The sequence below is a fragment of the Maribacter antarcticus DSM 21422 genome (assembly GCF_000621125.1).
In the GTDB taxonomy this organism is placed as follows: Bacteria; Bacteroidota; Bacteroidia; order Flavobacteriales; family Flavobacteriaceae; genus Maribacter; species Maribacter antarcticus.
The window spans coordinates 230,240-245,273 of sequence record NZ_JHZC01000008.1 but is presented as its reverse complement, the minus strand read 5'-3'; the positions used below and the strand labels follow the sequence as shown (position 1 = coordinate 245,273).

Below are 15,034 nucleotides of genomic sequence, written 5' to 3'. Positions count from 1 at the left end.
ATAAAATCCCTTTTTTATGATTTTCTTATTTTTTAAAGGTAGTTTGATGTCTGTTATATCTTAATATCAACCTATGCTTTTACAGAATTTCTCTACCGAAAGTACCATCAAATCTTGTGCATTTTTCATATTGTAAGCTAGTGTTTTGTCCGCATCTTGAATTTCGATAACATACTTTACGCCCATCTCCGTTAGCGTAGCAGTATCTACATCTAATTGTCCGCAAATAGCAACAACAGGTATGTTAAATTTTTTTCCCAAGCTCAAAACACCTTGCACTAGTTTACCGCTAAGGGTCTGTGTATCTATCTTACCTTCACCTGTAATAATATAATCAAACGTATCGGACGCCAAGATGGTTTCGATTCCAGATAGGTGAAGTATAAAATCGATTCCGTGTAAGAACTTGGCATTTAAAAAACTTTTAAGTCCAAAAGCCGTTCCTCCTGCGGCACCAGCTCCAGAAAGTAACGAATTATCCTTTCCGAATTGACGTTTTACCACCGCATTTAAATTCTGGAGGCCTTTATCTAAGGCAATAATAGCATTCGAAGTAGCCCCTTTTTGCTTAGCATAGACAAAGGCAGCACCATCTGACCCAAATAACGGATTAGTTACATCGTTCACTGCAAAAAAAGTCACCTTTTCCAAAAGTAAAGAAACATTGGTGGTATCAATTTCTCGAATATCTATTAAATTTTTACCCACAGGCTCCAACACAGCACCCTTCTCATTTAGGAATCTATATCCCAATGCATGGGCGATTCCTATACCTCCGTCGTTCGTAGCACTTCCGCCTAAACCTACGTAGATATTCCGTGCTCCTTTTTCAATGGCATCCTTGATTTGTAATCCCGTACCGTAGGTAGACGTTTCCATAGGGTTACGCTCCTTGGCACTAAGCAACTCCATCCCCGAGGCTTTTGCCAGCTCTATATACCCTGCCACTTCTGCTTGATTATACAGGTACGTTGATACCCTTGCCCTGCCCAAGGGGTCATCACACACCGTTTGAATGCCTATACATATCTTATAGCGTGCAATCGCATCTAAAAACCCATCTCCACCATCAGAAGCCTTAATGATATGAAACAAAGATCTTGGTAGTACCTTTTCTACGCCACATTGTATAGCACGAGCCACCTCCTCACTAGTGAGTGAACCTTTAAACTTATCAGGAATCAATAGAAATCTCATTTTTTTAGCTGTTCAGGAAAGGTGTCAATAATAAAGTCCGACAACTCTGGCAAAGCAAAGTAAACGAATAAGGTAACAGTGAAAATGGATACCACATTCATGAAAATTCCTTTACGCACCATATCGGGAATGCGAAGATATCCAGAACCAAATACCACGGCGTTTGGCGGCGTCGCTACCGGGAGCATAAAAGCGCAGGAAGCAGCAACAGCCCCTCCAAACATCAAAATAAACGGATGTACATCTATAGTCAAAGCCATTGGCACCAGAACTGGTAAAAGCATAGCGGCAGTCGCAAGGTTAGCGTTTATTTTAGTTAAGAAATTTACCCCTGCAACTAACACGAATATCAGCAATAAAATGAGAAGCCCGGAGAGTGCTGTCATTTGACTACCTATCCAAACGGCAAGTCCACTACCTTCAAAACCTTTAGCCAAGAACATTCCGCCGCCAAAAAGTAATATAATACCACAGGGCATTTTTACAGCTTCTTGCCAATTAATAAGTTGTTCCCTTTTGTTTTTAGCAGGAATCAAAAACAATAGTATTGCAAAAAATACAGCAATAATCGTATCATCCAGCGCAGGTAAGACTTTTTGAAGTAAAAAGGAACGCGATATCCAACAAAATGAAGCAAATGCAAAAACTAGGGCTACCATTTTTTCCTCGTAGGATAGTTTTCCTAACTGACTCAATTGATTTTTAACCTCTTGCTTACCAACAGGAAACTCAGTTTGTTTAAAATGAAACGCATAGCGCGTTAAGTATTTCCAGCAAACAAAAAGTAAAATAATAGAAATTGGTAGGCCAAAACTAAACCACTGCATAAACGTAATCTCATAAGCATAGGTATCTAAAACTACCCCTGCCAGCACCAAATTGGGAGGCGTCCCAATCAAAGTAGCTACACCACCAATAGAGGCACTGTATGCTATGGCCAACATCAATGCCTTCCTAAAAGTCTGATTTAAATCTTCAATCGTATCCGGATTGTCTTTGAGCTGTTTGGTAATAGCCATACCGATAGGCAGTATCATTAGCGTAGTGGCTGTATTAGATATCCACATGGACAAAAATGTAGTGGCCACCATAAAACTCAAAATAATTTCACGAACGTCCGAACCAATAAAATTGATAGTGGTTAAGGTGATGCGCTTATGAAGGTTCCATTTTTCAATAGCAATAGCGATGATAAAACCGCCCATGTATAAAAAAATATATTTATATTTAAAAGAAGCAGCTGCAGGTGATAAATCTAATCCACCTGACAACGGGAACAGTACCAAGGGTAACAGCGCAGTAACTGCAATTGGTATTGCTTCTGTAATACACCAAATGGCAATCCAAACGGTAGAAGCCAAAACAGCATTCGCTGCTTGGGAATAGCCTATAGGATGAAAAAAGTTGAGTATCAGAAAGAAAGATAGTGGCCCTAAAACTCGTCCTATCCCTTTTGTCATGTTCATATCGCAACTCTTTATGACCCGTAATTATCTAAGATACTTTAAAAAGAAACTATAGTCCTATTTACTTTTGTATATACTAATCCCTAATATTGCCCAAGCAGCAATGAGTAAAGCACCTCCTATCGGAGTTATAAACGCGATTACCTTAAAATCAAAATCGAACAAGCTATTAATTGCCAAGAGATAAATAGAGAAAGAGAATAGCGCAACACCGCCAATCACTAAATAAAAGACAATTCGTTTTATACGTTCAGTTACGCCAGGTAACAGCCCTAGTACAAATAACAAACAAGCATGATACATCTGGTAGCGTACTCCAGTTTCAAAACTGGCAACGGATTTGGCCTCCACAAGCTGCTGTAGCCCATGTGCACCAAATGCACCCAACACCACGGCCAAAAGACCTAAAACACATGCCGCTACAAATATTGTTTTGTTCATAACTTAACTCTGTTGATTTTTTATAAATGTAACAATTTGATACCTTAGTTCGGCATTCAATAACAAACATAAGCAATACACATGTCTAGAAAAATTTTGGTAGTAGGTGCTGGTAAATCCACCTCATATTTATTGGATTATTTCTTAGAGAAATCAGAAAGTGAATCTTTACATCTGACCATTGGAGATTTGAATCCCGAATCCATTTCAACAAAAATAACATCACATGCGAACTGCACTGTTCTAGTTTTAGATGTATTTAAGGATGACGAGCGCGCAGCTGCCATCCAAAAAGCGGATATTGTGGTTTCTATGCTTCCTGCTAGATTTCATATAAAAGTTGCTGAGGATTGTATTCGCTTTAAAAAACACTTAGTCACCGCATCTTATGTAAGTCCAGAAATAATGGAACTAGACAAAGTAGCCAAAGAAAACGGGCTTATTTTTATGAATGAGATTGGGCTAGATCCTGGTATTGATCATATGAGCGCCATGCAGGTTATTGACCGTATTAGAGAAAAAGGCGGTAAAATTCTTTTATTCGAATCCTTTACCGGAGGCCTAGTTGCCCCAGAATCAGATAATAACCTCTGGAACTATAAGTTTACTTGGAATCCTAGAAATGTAGTACTGGCAGGACAAGGCGGAACTGCAAAGTTTATTCAGGAGAGCACTTATAAATTTATACCGTATCATAAATTATTTAGGAGAACGGAGTTCTTTAAAATTAAAGGGTATGGCCGCTTCGAAGGTTATGCGAACCGAGATTCCTTAAACTATAAGGAAGCCTACGGTTTACAAAATGCACTTACTATTTACAGAGGCACCGTGCGTAGGGTAGGTTTCTCCAAAGCATGGAATATGTTCGTACAATTGGGAATGACAGAAGATAGCTATAGCATTGAAGATTCTGAGAACATGACCTATCGCCAGTTCGTAAATCTATTTTTACCTTATTCTCCAACCGACTCCGTAGAGCTTAAATTACGTCACTACCTAAAAATAGATCAAGACGATATTATGTGGGACAAGCTAACAGAGCTAAACATTTTTAATACTAAAAAACGTGTTGGACTTAAAAACGCTACACCTGCCCAAATCCTCCAAAAAATACTAGAAGATAGTTGGACATTAGCACCTGAAGACAAAGATATGATTGTCATGTACCATAAATTTGGCTACGAAATTAACGGCAAACAAGAACAAATTGACTCGAATATGGTAGTCATAGGTGAAGACAGAACTCACACCGCCATGTCAAAGACTGTAGGACTTCCTGTTGCAATTGCCACGCTGCTAATTTTAAATAAAAAAATAACAAAACCTGGAGTACAAATTCCTATTACAAAAGAAGTATACAACCCAATACTCAAAGAATTGGAAAACTATGGTATTACGTTCAAGGAGCACCATGTTCCTTATTTGGGCTACAATCCAGATTCTGTTGCCAGTTAAGCACCTTTCCTAAACCTGTAACACACCTTCTCTGAACGAACAATGCGAAGGTATTTTGTTTACTTTTGATTTCAACTTAATATGCTATTTATGAAATCACCTAATAAAAATGTTAAAATTGACGGTATAGACAAGAAGATTTTAAGATTTTTAATGGAGGATGCACGTAAACCAGTTTTAGAAATTGCTCGAAACATTGGTATATCAGGCGCTGCAATACATCAAAGATTACGAAAACTTGAGGCTTCTGGACTTTTAGCCGGCTCTAAGTTTGTAATCAACCCTAAAGTTATGGGCTACACCACAATGGCCTATATTGGAATTTATCTGGATAAGGCCATGAGCAATCCTGTTGCGGTAAAACAATTGGAAAAAATACCGGAAGTTTTAGAATGCCACTACACGACGGGAAACTGGTCTATACTCATTAAGATTTTATGTAAGGACAACGAACATTTAATGCATGTTCTAAATAAAGAAATTCAGCAAATTGAAGGAGTTTCCAGAACAGAAACCTTTATCTCCCTTGCCCAGCAAATAGATAGGCAGATAACAATTTAATACAATCATTTGACCCAAAGTGAATGTGCCGCAAGCAGGTATATAAAACACTCGCAAAAAAATCAAATAAAGACAGCTCAACGTCACCTATTAATTGTGTATTAAACAACTATTTGATAAATTATAGATTTAATCTTATACTTGATTTAAGTGATATATTTTTTGATTTTTTAGTAATTAAAATTTAGGGTTTTACTTTCAAGCCCTAGGATAGTTTTTAAAAGTAACCGAGTACTTTATAACGTACTTCTTTTTTAAAATAATCTAATCAAATTCGCACAAAAAAAGCCTGTACAGTATGAAACCGACAGGCTTTATATTCTTTAAATAAGTTTTAATCTCTACCTCCAAAAACCTGCAGTCCCCAATAGACCAACGTTGCTAAAGAACCGATAGCAGCAACCAAATAGGTTCGTGCCGCCCATTTTAAAGCATCCTCTGAACCTGCATATTCGGCTTGAGTAACTATGTTCTTATCCTTTAACCACGCTAAAGCTCTATTACTGGCATCATACTCAACTGGCAAGGTTATAAAACTGAAAAGCGTTGCAAAACTCATCATTACCAATCCTGCCACAGCAACCCAATACCCCAAACCGAAACCCGCTGCCGCACCAAGTATCAAGCCGCCAAAAACTACCCAAGTAGACATGCTAGAGGTAACACTTACAATAGGCACTAACTTGGAACGCATTCCCAACCACTCGTATGCCTGAGCATGTTGCACCGCATGGCCAACTTCGTGAGCCGCAACAGCTGCTGCAGATGCATTTCTTTGGTTATAAACACCCTCACTTAGGTTTACCGTTTTATTTTTTGGGTTGTAATGATCGGTTAACATCCCAGGAGTAGATACTACCTTAACATCTCTAATACCGTGATCATCTAGCATTTTCTGTGCAATCTCAGCGCCACTCATTCCATTTTGCAAGTGGACATTAGAGTAGTGCTTGAACTTGCTTTTTAACTTGCGACTTACCAACCAGCTTACCAAAGCAATAGCACCTATCAATATATAATATCCCATCATAATCTTTCAATTTTTTGAATTCAAATTAAATATACTAAAGATTCCTCTTTGTTATCGAAATCCAATAATTGAAAGCAAAAACCTCGCCAAATCCCTTTATGACTGTAAAAAGACCCGCGAGGTATATTACTACTGACAAAATGTACTCTTAAACAAAGCCTTTTTCCCAGCCAAATGCTTCAATAATTTCTTGATATACTACTTTACCAGAAACTATATTCAATCCTTTTTTAAGACTTTCATCCATTTCACAGGCTGCTTCCCAGCCTAAATTGGCCAAACGCAAGGCATAAGGCAAGGTAACATTGGTCAAAGCTATAGTAGAGGTGTAAGGCACGGCTCCTGGCATATTAGCCACGGAATAGTGTACGACATCGTCTATTATGTAAATAGGGTCTTCATGGGTTGTTGGCTTTGTTGTTTCCACGCAACCACCTTGGTCTACTGCCACATCTACGATTACAGTTCCAGGTCGCATTTCCCTAAGCATATCCCTTGTAATAAGGTTAGGAGCCTTTCTCCCTTTTAATAAGACACCACCAATAATAAGGTCATGTGTTTTGATATGTTTTCTGATGTTGTATTCGTTGGAAAATTCTGTAATCACGTGTGGCGGCATCACATCGTTAGCATATCTAAGACGCTTCATATTGATGTCCATTAAGGTCACGTGAGCCCCTAAACCTGCGGCCATTTTAGCAGCTTGTATGCCTACCACTCCGGCACCTAACACCAACACTTTACCAGGAGCTACGCCAGGAACACCGCCCAAAAGGACGCCTCGGCCCTTTACTGGTTTTTCTAAATATTTCGCTCCTTGCTGAATGGCCATTCTTCCCGCAACTTCAGACATTGGGGTTAATAATGGTAAGGTTCCTTCCTCGTCTTCGACAGTCTCATAGGCTATACAAATTGCTTTTTGTTTTATCATGGCCTTGGTCAATGGCTCACTCGAAGCAAAATGGAGGTACGTAAACAAAATTTGGCCCTCGCGTATTAAATCATATTCTTCAAGTATAGGTTCCTTAACTTTTACAATCATCTCTGCAATCGCATATACCTCTTCAATTGTTTCTAAAATTAAACCGCCAACCTGTTGATAGTCGGCATCAAAGAAGCCACTACCATCTCCTGCCCCAGTCTGAATATATACAGTATGGTTGTTTTTTACCAATTCAAAAACACCAGCAGGTATTATACCCACTCTACTTTCGTTGTTCTTAATTTCTTTAGGAATACCAACAATCATGATTATACGTTTTTAATTAGACCACTAAGTTGTGATAATTAAAACGATTTCAAAATAATTACTCGGTAAAATACAGAGGCTTCTATTTACAATATGCTATATAATCACCATATACCCCTAAATATATAGGGGTATATGGTGATTATTTTTGTTTCATTTTTAATAAAGTGATAAATAAAAGTAAAACTACTGTGATTGTATTTGCTAAAATAATTGGTAGGCTTTCTAAAAACCGCTGTATGTCAACAAAAGTAATACGACGAACAACAGAACAAGTTACATCATCAAGAAAATATCCTTCCTTGATTTTTCTTTCCATGTTTTATGCAGCTGAGGAACAAAAGCAGCCGTGTTTAGGGTAGCGGCTACTAATCCTAGTATTTCTATATAGTCCATTTGTTACTATTACAACCTAATTAGCTTCTGTTATCATTAACCAACAATATTTACAATTTTGCCTGGGACAATAATAACCTTTTTAGGGATTCTGCCTTGTAATTGGTCTTTTGTTTTTTGATGCGCCATAACAGCTGCTTCGATTTCATCCTTGCTTAGAGCTAATGGCAACTCTAGTTTAAAACGCATTTTTCCATTAAATGAAATCGGATATTCCTTGGCGCTTTCCACCAAATAACTTGGCTCAAATTCTGGGAAAGGCGCTGTGGAGACAGATTCAATATTTCCTAACTTCTCCCAAAGCTCTTCTGCAATATGAGGTGCATAAGGAGAAACCAGAATAGCTAGTGGTTCCAGAATACCCCGACTCGTACATTTTTGACTGGATAACTCATTCACGCATATCATAAACGTAGAAACCGATGTATTAAAGCTAAAGGTTTCTATATCCTCTTCTACTTTTTTGATGGTTTTGTGGAGTGTTTTCATAGCATCCTTCGTAGGTTCCTCTTCCGAAACCAAAAAAGAACTTTCAGCGTCAGAATGAAACAAACGCCATAATTTTTTCAAGAACGAATGCGTTCCTGTGATTCCAGCCGTATTCCATGGCTTAGACTGTTCCAAAGGGCCTAAAAACATTTCGTATAATCGCAGACTATCTGCCCCATATTCCTCACAAATAGCATCCGGATTGACCACATTGTACTTAGACTTAGACATTTTTTCTATTTCGCGGGAAACTTTAAAAGTTCCATCTTCCTCTGTTATGAATTCCGCCTCCGAATATTCTGGTCTCCACTTCTTAAACCCTTGTATATCCAACTGATTAGAAGAATCTACCAAAGAGACATCGGTATGAATTGTAAAAGAATCTGCAAGAACAATTCTAAAAGTGGTTAATTTTGAATCATATTTAGCTAAAAAAAAATCACTAAGCTGTTTTTCTAATTCAATTACCAAACTAGGCATCCCTTTTAGCTCTTCAAACTTAGATAATGATACGAAAACGTGGTTTAAACGATTAATTTCATTACTACTAAAGGCTACTTCTTTGTCAAAACCGGGCTGAATTCCGAGCTTACAAACAAAAGCACTAGTACCTGTAATCATTCCTTGATTAATCAGCTTCTTAGCAAACTCATCTTTTGGCACCAAGCCTTTATCGAACATGAATTTTTGCCAAAAACGAGAATACAATAAATGCCCTGTAGCGTGCTCGCTACCGCCAATATATAAATCTACGTCTTGCCAGTAGTTGATGGCTTCTTCTGAAAAGATAGCGTTTTCATTTTGTGAATCCATGTAGCGGTTAAAATACTGGGAACTACCCGCCCAACCAGGCATAGTGTTTAATTCTAATGGAAATACCGTTTTATGATTTATTAAATCATTAGAAACAATAGTATTCTTTTTCGTGTCCCAAGCCCAAACAGTTGCATTTCCTAACGGAGGCTCTCCTGTCTCCGTGGGTAAATATTTCTCTACTTCAGGTAATGTTATAGGCAGAAACTCAGCGGCAATCATTTGAGGCATCCCGTTCACATAATAGACCGGGAAAGGTTCTCCCCAATAGCGCTGGCGACTAAAAACGGCATCGCGTAGGCGGTAATTTATCTTGCCTTCGCCCTGACCTAAAGTCTCGAGTGTTTGAATCGCTATTTTACTGGCTTCCTTCTGCCCTAATCCGTCTAAAAAGTCGGAATTCGTAATCACTACTTTCTCCTTATCAGCAAAAGCCTCTTCCGTAATATCTACCCCTTTAAAAATATTAGGAATAGGAATATTAAAGTGTTTCGCGAAATCATAATCACGCTGATCTCCGCAAGGTACGGACATGACGGCACCAGTTCCATACCCTGCCAAAACATAATCCCCTATCCAAATAGGCACCTGTTCTTTTGTAAACGGATGTTCTGCAAAAGCACCTGTAAAAACACCTGAAATGGTTTTAACATCTGCCATGCGATCTCGCTCAGAACGTTTTGCAGTAGCTTCTATGTAAGCCTCAACTTTAGCTTTTTGTTCGTCAGTAGTGATTTTAGCTACCAAATCATGCTCAGGTGCTAAGGTCATAAACGAAACTCCAAAAATAGTATCCGGCCTTGTTGTAAAAACATCAATAACAGCATCGTGACCATTTACATTAAATATAGCCGATGCACCTTGAGAACGACCAATCCAGTTAGTTTGTGAATCCTTTAATGGCTGTGGCCAATCTATTTTCCCCAAACCATCTAGCAAACGCTGCGCATATGCAGAAATACGCATACTCCATTGCGTCATTTTCTTACGGATAACGGGGTACCCTCCCCGTTCGGAAACTCCATTTATAATTTCATCATTTGCTAATACCGTTCCCAATGCGGGACACCAGTTGACTTCGCTTTCAGCCAAATACGTCAACCTGTATTTTAATAGGATTTCCTGTTTGTCAGTATCAGAATACGCTGACCAATCCGCTACCGTAAATTCTTCTGTAGTATCATCACAAACTGCATTTATCCCTGTATTCCCAGCCAACTTAAAAACGGCAATTAAGGTTTCAATATCTTCGGCTTTATTGGTTTCCTTATTGTACCATGAATTGAATAGCTGAATAAAAATCCATTGTGTCCACTTGTAATAACTAGGGTCGGAAGTTCGTACTTCCCTGCTCCAGTCAAACGAAAAGCCCAATTGATCTAGTTGTCGTCTATATGTTTTTATATTCTCCGCAGTTGTTATAGCAGGATGCTGACCCGTTTGTATCGCATATTGTTCTGCTGGTAATCCAAAGGAATCATATCCTTGCGGATGCAGCACATTATATCCTTTATGTCTTTTATAACGGGCATAAATATCACTAGCAATATAGCCTAAAGGATGACCTACATGGAGACCTGCACCTGAGGGATACGGAAACATATCCAAAACATAAAATTTTTCTTTATCAGAATTGTTCTCTGCCTTAAAGGTTTGGTTTTGGCCCCAATAGCTTTGCCATTTCTCTTCTATTGCATTAAAATCGTAGTTCATAGGATACGGTATAAAAACAAAAGCTCGTGCTTAGAATATCAGGTATCGATACTTTTACATGCCCTTATTTTACGGGACAAAAATAGGCGTAATCGATGAAAATTAAAAAGATATTAACGATTAACACTTTTAGCTATGGAATTACGCGGAAAACAAAACATGATACCCAAAAACAGTACCTTTAAAGGTGTGAAAAAAAATCCCTTAAAATCCCTCTTCCTCTTCTATTGTATCATTGGATTTTTCTCCAAGGAACTTAGCGGGCAACTGGGCTTTTGTAGTGGAAACTCAGGCAGTCCTATTTTTACAGAGGATTTTGGGTCTGGCCTTACAAATGGCCCTGCTTTACCAGTAGGTACCACTACATATAACTTTGTAACAAGCATGCCGAGCGATGGGAATTACACTATTTCTAGTACTACCAACTTTTTTGATTGGCACAATGTACCAGATCACACGCCTGGAGATGTTAACGGTAAAGCCTTTGTGGTTAATGCCAGTTTTACCGCTGGGGAATTCTACCAACGACCGGTAACAGGCTTGTGCGAAAATACAAGTTATGAGTTTTCTGCTTGGCTCATAAACCTACTTCCACAGAGTTCTTGTGAAGCTATAGGTATTCCAGTAAACGTACGCTTTCAGATTTGGGACGAAACGGACACCAATCTTTTGGCACAAGGCGACACGGGCGATATTCCCAACCGCAACGCACCGTTATGGGAACAGTATGCTCTAGTATTCAAAACACTTCCAGGACAGACCTCCGTAATTCTAAAAATGCGAAATAATAGTAATGGGGGCTGCGGAAACGACCTTGCCATAGATGATATCGCTTTTTCCTCTTGTGGAGATGCCATTACCTTATCCAATGATCAAAACGAAATGGGTATTATATCTTGTGAAGGGCAAGGCGGAATTACAACGACATTAGAGGCAACACCTGATGGTTCTATCTTTACAAGCTATGCTTATCAATGGCAGCAAAGTAATGATCAAGTGCTTTGGATTGATATTCCAGCGGCAAATAACAGTACTTTTAGCACACCAACGATAAACACTACGACCTATTTTAGGACCAAGGTGGCGGAAGATATAATAAACCTATCCAACGACCTTTGTAATGTGATATCCGATGTTTTTGAAATAATCTTAATACCTACGCCACAGCCACCAGTTAGTAATGGTAATGTTAGCCTATGTGAAAATGAGGAGACACCCTTGCTAGTTTCCGTTCCTGTTGGAACCGCTGTTAATTGGTACGACGCACCAACAGGTGGTGCGCTTTTAGCAGAAAAGACCGTCAGCTTCACACCTACTGTTTCTGGCACCTACTTTGCTGAAGCATTTTCTGGAAGTATAGATTGCTCATCGGACACGAGAACAATGCTAATCTATACCATAAATCCAATACCTCGCATCATTGACGAAGTCATTGAGATTTGCGATGGAAGCACCATTATCATTTCTGCGGATTTGGACAACGTCAGTTATGTATGGAATACCGGGGAGATTACAGAAGAGATTTCCATAATAACGCCAGGAGAATATACGGTTATGGCAACCAACCTCGAAGGTTGTTCCAACACTAAAAGTATTTCGGTAGTTCCTGTTACGCTTCCCATAATCAAGAACATTAAGTCAGATGGCTCCAATATCATCGTTGATTTGGAGAACACAGGACAATTTGAATTTACCTTGGACAACGGTGCATTTCAAACAAGTCCTTTATTTGAAACAATAATAGGAGGTAGATACACGATTAATATCCGTTACGGCGATAACTGTGGTATGATAAGTCAAGAATTTATCCACTTGGTAGTTCCTAAATTCTTCACTCCGAATGCTGACGGAAACAATGATCTTTTCTTACCAGAAGGACTGGAGTACTTTACCTCCTATGAGCTATCCATTTTTAACCGATTTGGACAACTCCTAAAAAATACTAGCCAAAACAACCCAGCTTGGGACGGCACTTTTAATGGAGCTCAAATGCCTTCAGGAAATTATTGGTATCGCTTGCGTGTAGAAGGTACAGTACGCAACGGTTATTTTGTTTTAAAACAATAGTATTTTATTTTGATTAGAAATCATTCTTAAAGCCAGTTACATATCTTGTTAAATAATAGCATTGTTAATTATTGAGGCTCATTTCACATTACTTTCCTACTTTTACAATACTTAAACAGGCCTATGAGTACTTCTTTTGAAAATTACCAAAAGCGAAAGCTGATTTCCTCCTATTTTTCGGTAGTACTTAGTATAGCCTTGGTGCTTTTTTTGTTGGGGATATTGGGACTTTTGGTTTTGAATACCAAAAAAATGGCAGACCGCTCCAAAGAACAGATTACCATTTCTATATTTCTTAAAGAAAATGCCAAGGAGATAGAGATAGAACAATTGCAAAAAACTTTGACCCTGGCGGACTATGCCAAATCTGCTCTGTATGTATCTAAAGAAGAAGCTGCTAAAAAACATAGCGAAGCTATTGGGGAGGATTTCGTGGATTACCTTGGTTACAATCCCTTAAAAAACTCTATCGACGTAAACCTAAAGGCCGATTTTGTAACAGAAGAAAAAGTAACAGAAATCGCTAATACACTAGCTGAAAAAAGTTATGTGGACGAGGTAAGCTATGACAAGATATTGGTAGGCATGGTAGCAAAAAGTGTTGAAAAAATCGGTTTTTGGATTTTAACCGCTAGCGCTATTTTTACACTCATCGCTGTATTATTGATTAATAGCTCCATTCGCTTATCTATCTATTCCAAGCGATTCGTCATTAAAACAATGCAAATGGTAGGAGCGACAAAAACCTTTATTCGAAAACCTTTTATATGGCAAAATATAAAACTAGGCATGTTAGGAGCCCTTTTGGCTTTGATAGCGATAGCTGGCGTGCTGTATTACGTAAATACTAATTTTCAAGATTTAGGACTTTTAGATGAACCTTATATAATTATAAGTTTACTTGTGGGTGTTTTCGTATTAGGCATCCTTATTTCTTTGACCAGCACTTATTTTGCTACCCAACGATTTTTAAACCTTAGAACGGACGAGCTCTATTATTAAGCATTACCTACGGGACACTATCCTTTTATTTGCTGAGACTAATATACTTATGACCAACTTTGCTAACTTTGTATTATGAGTAAAAAGAAAATTATACCCTCCTCTGCAAAACAAGAATTTATATTTCAAAAGAAAAATTACCTTTTCATGGGTATAGGCCTAGCCTGTATTACATTAGGTTTTATACTAATGAGTGGTGGAGGTACAGACGACCCTAATGTATTCAACCCTGAGATATTCAATTTTAGAAGAATTCGTTTAGCGCCCACATTGGTGCTTATAGGACTAGGCATAGAAGTATACGCTATTTTGTTAAATCCGCATAAAACTAAAAACTAATTGGAAATTTTAGATGCCATTATCCTAGGTATAATCCAAGGACTAACAGAGTTTTTACCGGTTTCATCCAGTGGCCATTTAGAATTAGGTAAAGTTATTTTAGGAGATAATTCCGTGCCGGAGGAAAGTCTGTTATTTACCGTTATACTTCATTTTGCAACTGCACTGAGTACTATTGTGGTGTTTAGGAAAGATGTTTGGGAAATTCTGAGCGGACTTTTTCAGTTTAAATGGAACGAGGAAAGTCAGTTTTCCGTTAAAATAATTATTTCCATGCTACCAGCAGTTTTCGTTGGATTGTTCTTTGAAGAGCAGTTAGAAGCTTTTTTTGGTGGTAATATTCGCTTTGTTGGCTTTATGCTCTTGATTACCGCAGTACTACTTTATTTCGCAGACAAAGCAAAGGATACAAATAAGAAAGTAAGATTTGCAACTGCCTTTATCGTAGGAATTTCACAGGCCATTGCAATGCTACCAGGAATTTCTAGAAGTGGCGCCACGATATCTACCTCTGTTCTTTTAGGAGTCGATAAATCAAAAGCGGCCCGCTTTTCTTTTTTAATGGTAGTTCCTTTAATTTTTGGAAAAATCGCAAAAGATTTACTTAGCGGCGACCTTACTTTTAATGGAGAAAACAATGTAGCTATGGGAGCAGGGTTTATCGCAGCCTTTATTGCCGGACTTGCTGCCTGTACATGGATGATAAAATTAGTACGGAAAAGTAAGTTGAGCTATTTTGCCATTTACTGTTTAGTTGTTGGGTTAATTGCCATTGTTTACGGCTTTATGAGTCCCTAAAATTACACCAAGTTAAAT

At 38.3% G+C, this 15,034-nt stretch carries 14 protein-coding genes; 6 read left to right on the top strand and 8 right to left on the bottom strand.

The annotated features are described in order from the left end of the window. Positions 1 to 66 precede the first annotated feature (66 nt). Genes Q360_RS0109655 through Q360_RS0109645 form a run of 3 tightly spaced genes read right to left on the bottom strand, consistent with a single transcriptional unit; the run spans position 67 to position 3,104 of the window. A complete protein-coding gene (locus Q360_RS0109655) occupies positions 67 to 1,197 on the bottom strand; it encodes a glycerate kinase (RefSeq protein WP_027076910.1) in 1,131 nt (376 codons plus the stop codon). Next, positions 1,194 to 2,663, bottom strand: a complete 1,470-nt coding sequence (locus Q360_RS0109650; RefSeq protein WP_027076909.1) for an SLC13 family permease — start codon at positions 2,661 to 2,663, stop codon at positions 1,194 to 1,196. Before Q360_RS0109650 ends, Q360_RS0109655 begins: the two co-directional genes overlap by 4 nt. Before the next feature lie 57 nt (positions 2,664 to 2,720). Next, a complete protein-coding gene (locus Q360_RS0109645) occupies positions 2,721 to 3,104 on the bottom strand; it encodes a DUF423 domain-containing protein (RefSeq protein ID WP_027076908.1) in 384 nt (127 codons plus the stop codon). 81 nt (positions 3,105 to 3,185) lie between these two features. Here Q360_RS0109645 and Q360_RS0109640 point away from each other — a divergent pair, with 81 nt between their 5' ends. Then, positions 3,186 to 4,559, top strand: coding sequence for a saccharopine dehydrogenase family protein (locus Q360_RS0109640; protein ID WP_027076907.1), 1,374 nt, complete (start codon positions 3,186 to 3,188; stop codon positions 4,557 to 4,559). A gap of 90 nt (positions 4,560 to 4,649) precedes the next feature. After that, positions 4,650 to 5,120, top strand: coding sequence for an Lrp/AsnC ligand binding domain-containing protein (locus Q360_RS0109635; RefSeq protein WP_027076906.1), 471 nt, complete (start codon positions 4,650 to 4,652; stop codon positions 5,118 to 5,120). Positions 5,121 to 5,454: 334 nt separating this feature from the next. Here the strand turns inward: Q360_RS0109635 and Q360_RS0109630 are convergent, their stop codons facing one another. The 5 genes from Q360_RS0109630 to Q360_RS0109615 form a co-directional block, all read right to left on the bottom strand. After that, positions 5,455 to 6,150, bottom strand: a complete 696-nt coding sequence (locus Q360_RS0109630) for a zinc metallopeptidase (protein ID WP_027076905.1) — start codon at positions 6,148 to 6,150, stop codon at positions 5,455 to 5,457. A 148-nt stretch (positions 6,151 to 6,298) separates the two neighbouring features. After that, a complete protein-coding gene (gene ald / locus Q360_RS0109625; RefSeq protein ID WP_027076904.1) occupies positions 6,299 to 7,399 on the bottom strand; it encodes an alanine dehydrogenase in 1,101 nt (366 codons plus the stop codon). A gap of 142 nt (positions 7,400 to 7,541) precedes the next feature. Then, the gene (locus Q360_RS25190) at positions 7,542 to 7,718 is read right to left on the bottom strand and encodes a PQ-loop repeat-containing protein (RefSeq protein ID WP_245603237.1); all 177 of its coding nucleotides are present in this window, start codon (positions 7,716 to 7,718) and stop codon (positions 7,542 to 7,544) included. Continuing rightward, on the bottom strand, positions 7,676 to 7,795 hold the full coding sequence (locus Q360_RS26620) for a PQ-loop domain-containing transporter (RefSeq protein ID WP_245603236.1): 120 nt from the start codon (positions 7,793 to 7,795) through the stop codon (positions 7,676 to 7,678). The genes Q360_RS25190 and Q360_RS26620 overlap by 43 nt, the downstream gene beginning before the upstream one ends. Before the next feature lie 36 nt (positions 7,796 to 7,831). Next, positions 7,832 to 10,810: a leucine--tRNA ligase gene (locus Q360_RS0109615; protein ID WP_027076903.1), complete on the bottom strand. Its 2,979-nt coding sequence runs from the start codon at positions 10,808 to 10,810 to the stop codon at positions 7,832 to 7,834. Positions 10,811 to 10,945: 135 nt separating this feature from the next. Between Q360_RS0109615 and Q360_RS0109610 the strand changes: the two genes are divergently transcribed. From Q360_RS0109610 to Q360_RS0109595, 4 genes are all read left to right on the top strand, one after another. After that, positions 10,946 to 12,877, top strand: coding sequence for a T9SS type B sorting domain-containing protein (locus tag Q360_RS0109610; protein ID WP_051554650.1), 1,932 nt, complete (start codon positions 10,946 to 10,948; stop codon positions 12,875 to 12,877). Between the two features lie 123 nt (positions 12,878 to 13,000). Further along, positions 13,001 to 13,879: a cell division protein FtsX gene (locus Q360_RS0109605; RefSeq protein ID WP_027076901.1), complete on the top strand. Its 879-nt coding sequence runs from the start codon at positions 13,001 to 13,003 to the stop codon at positions 13,877 to 13,879. A 75-nt stretch (positions 13,880 to 13,954) separates the two neighbouring features. After that, complete coding sequence (locus Q360_RS0109600) at positions 13,955 to 14,218, top strand: DUF3098 domain-containing protein (protein WP_027076900.1); 264 nt, start codon at positions 13,955 to 13,957, stop codon at positions 14,216 to 14,218. Next, complete coding sequence (locus tag Q360_RS0109595; RefSeq protein ID WP_027076899.1) at positions 14,219 to 15,016, top strand: undecaprenyl-diphosphate phosphatase; 798 nt, start codon at positions 14,219 to 14,221, stop codon at positions 15,014 to 15,016. Positions 15,017 to 15,034: the final 18 nt, after the last annotated feature.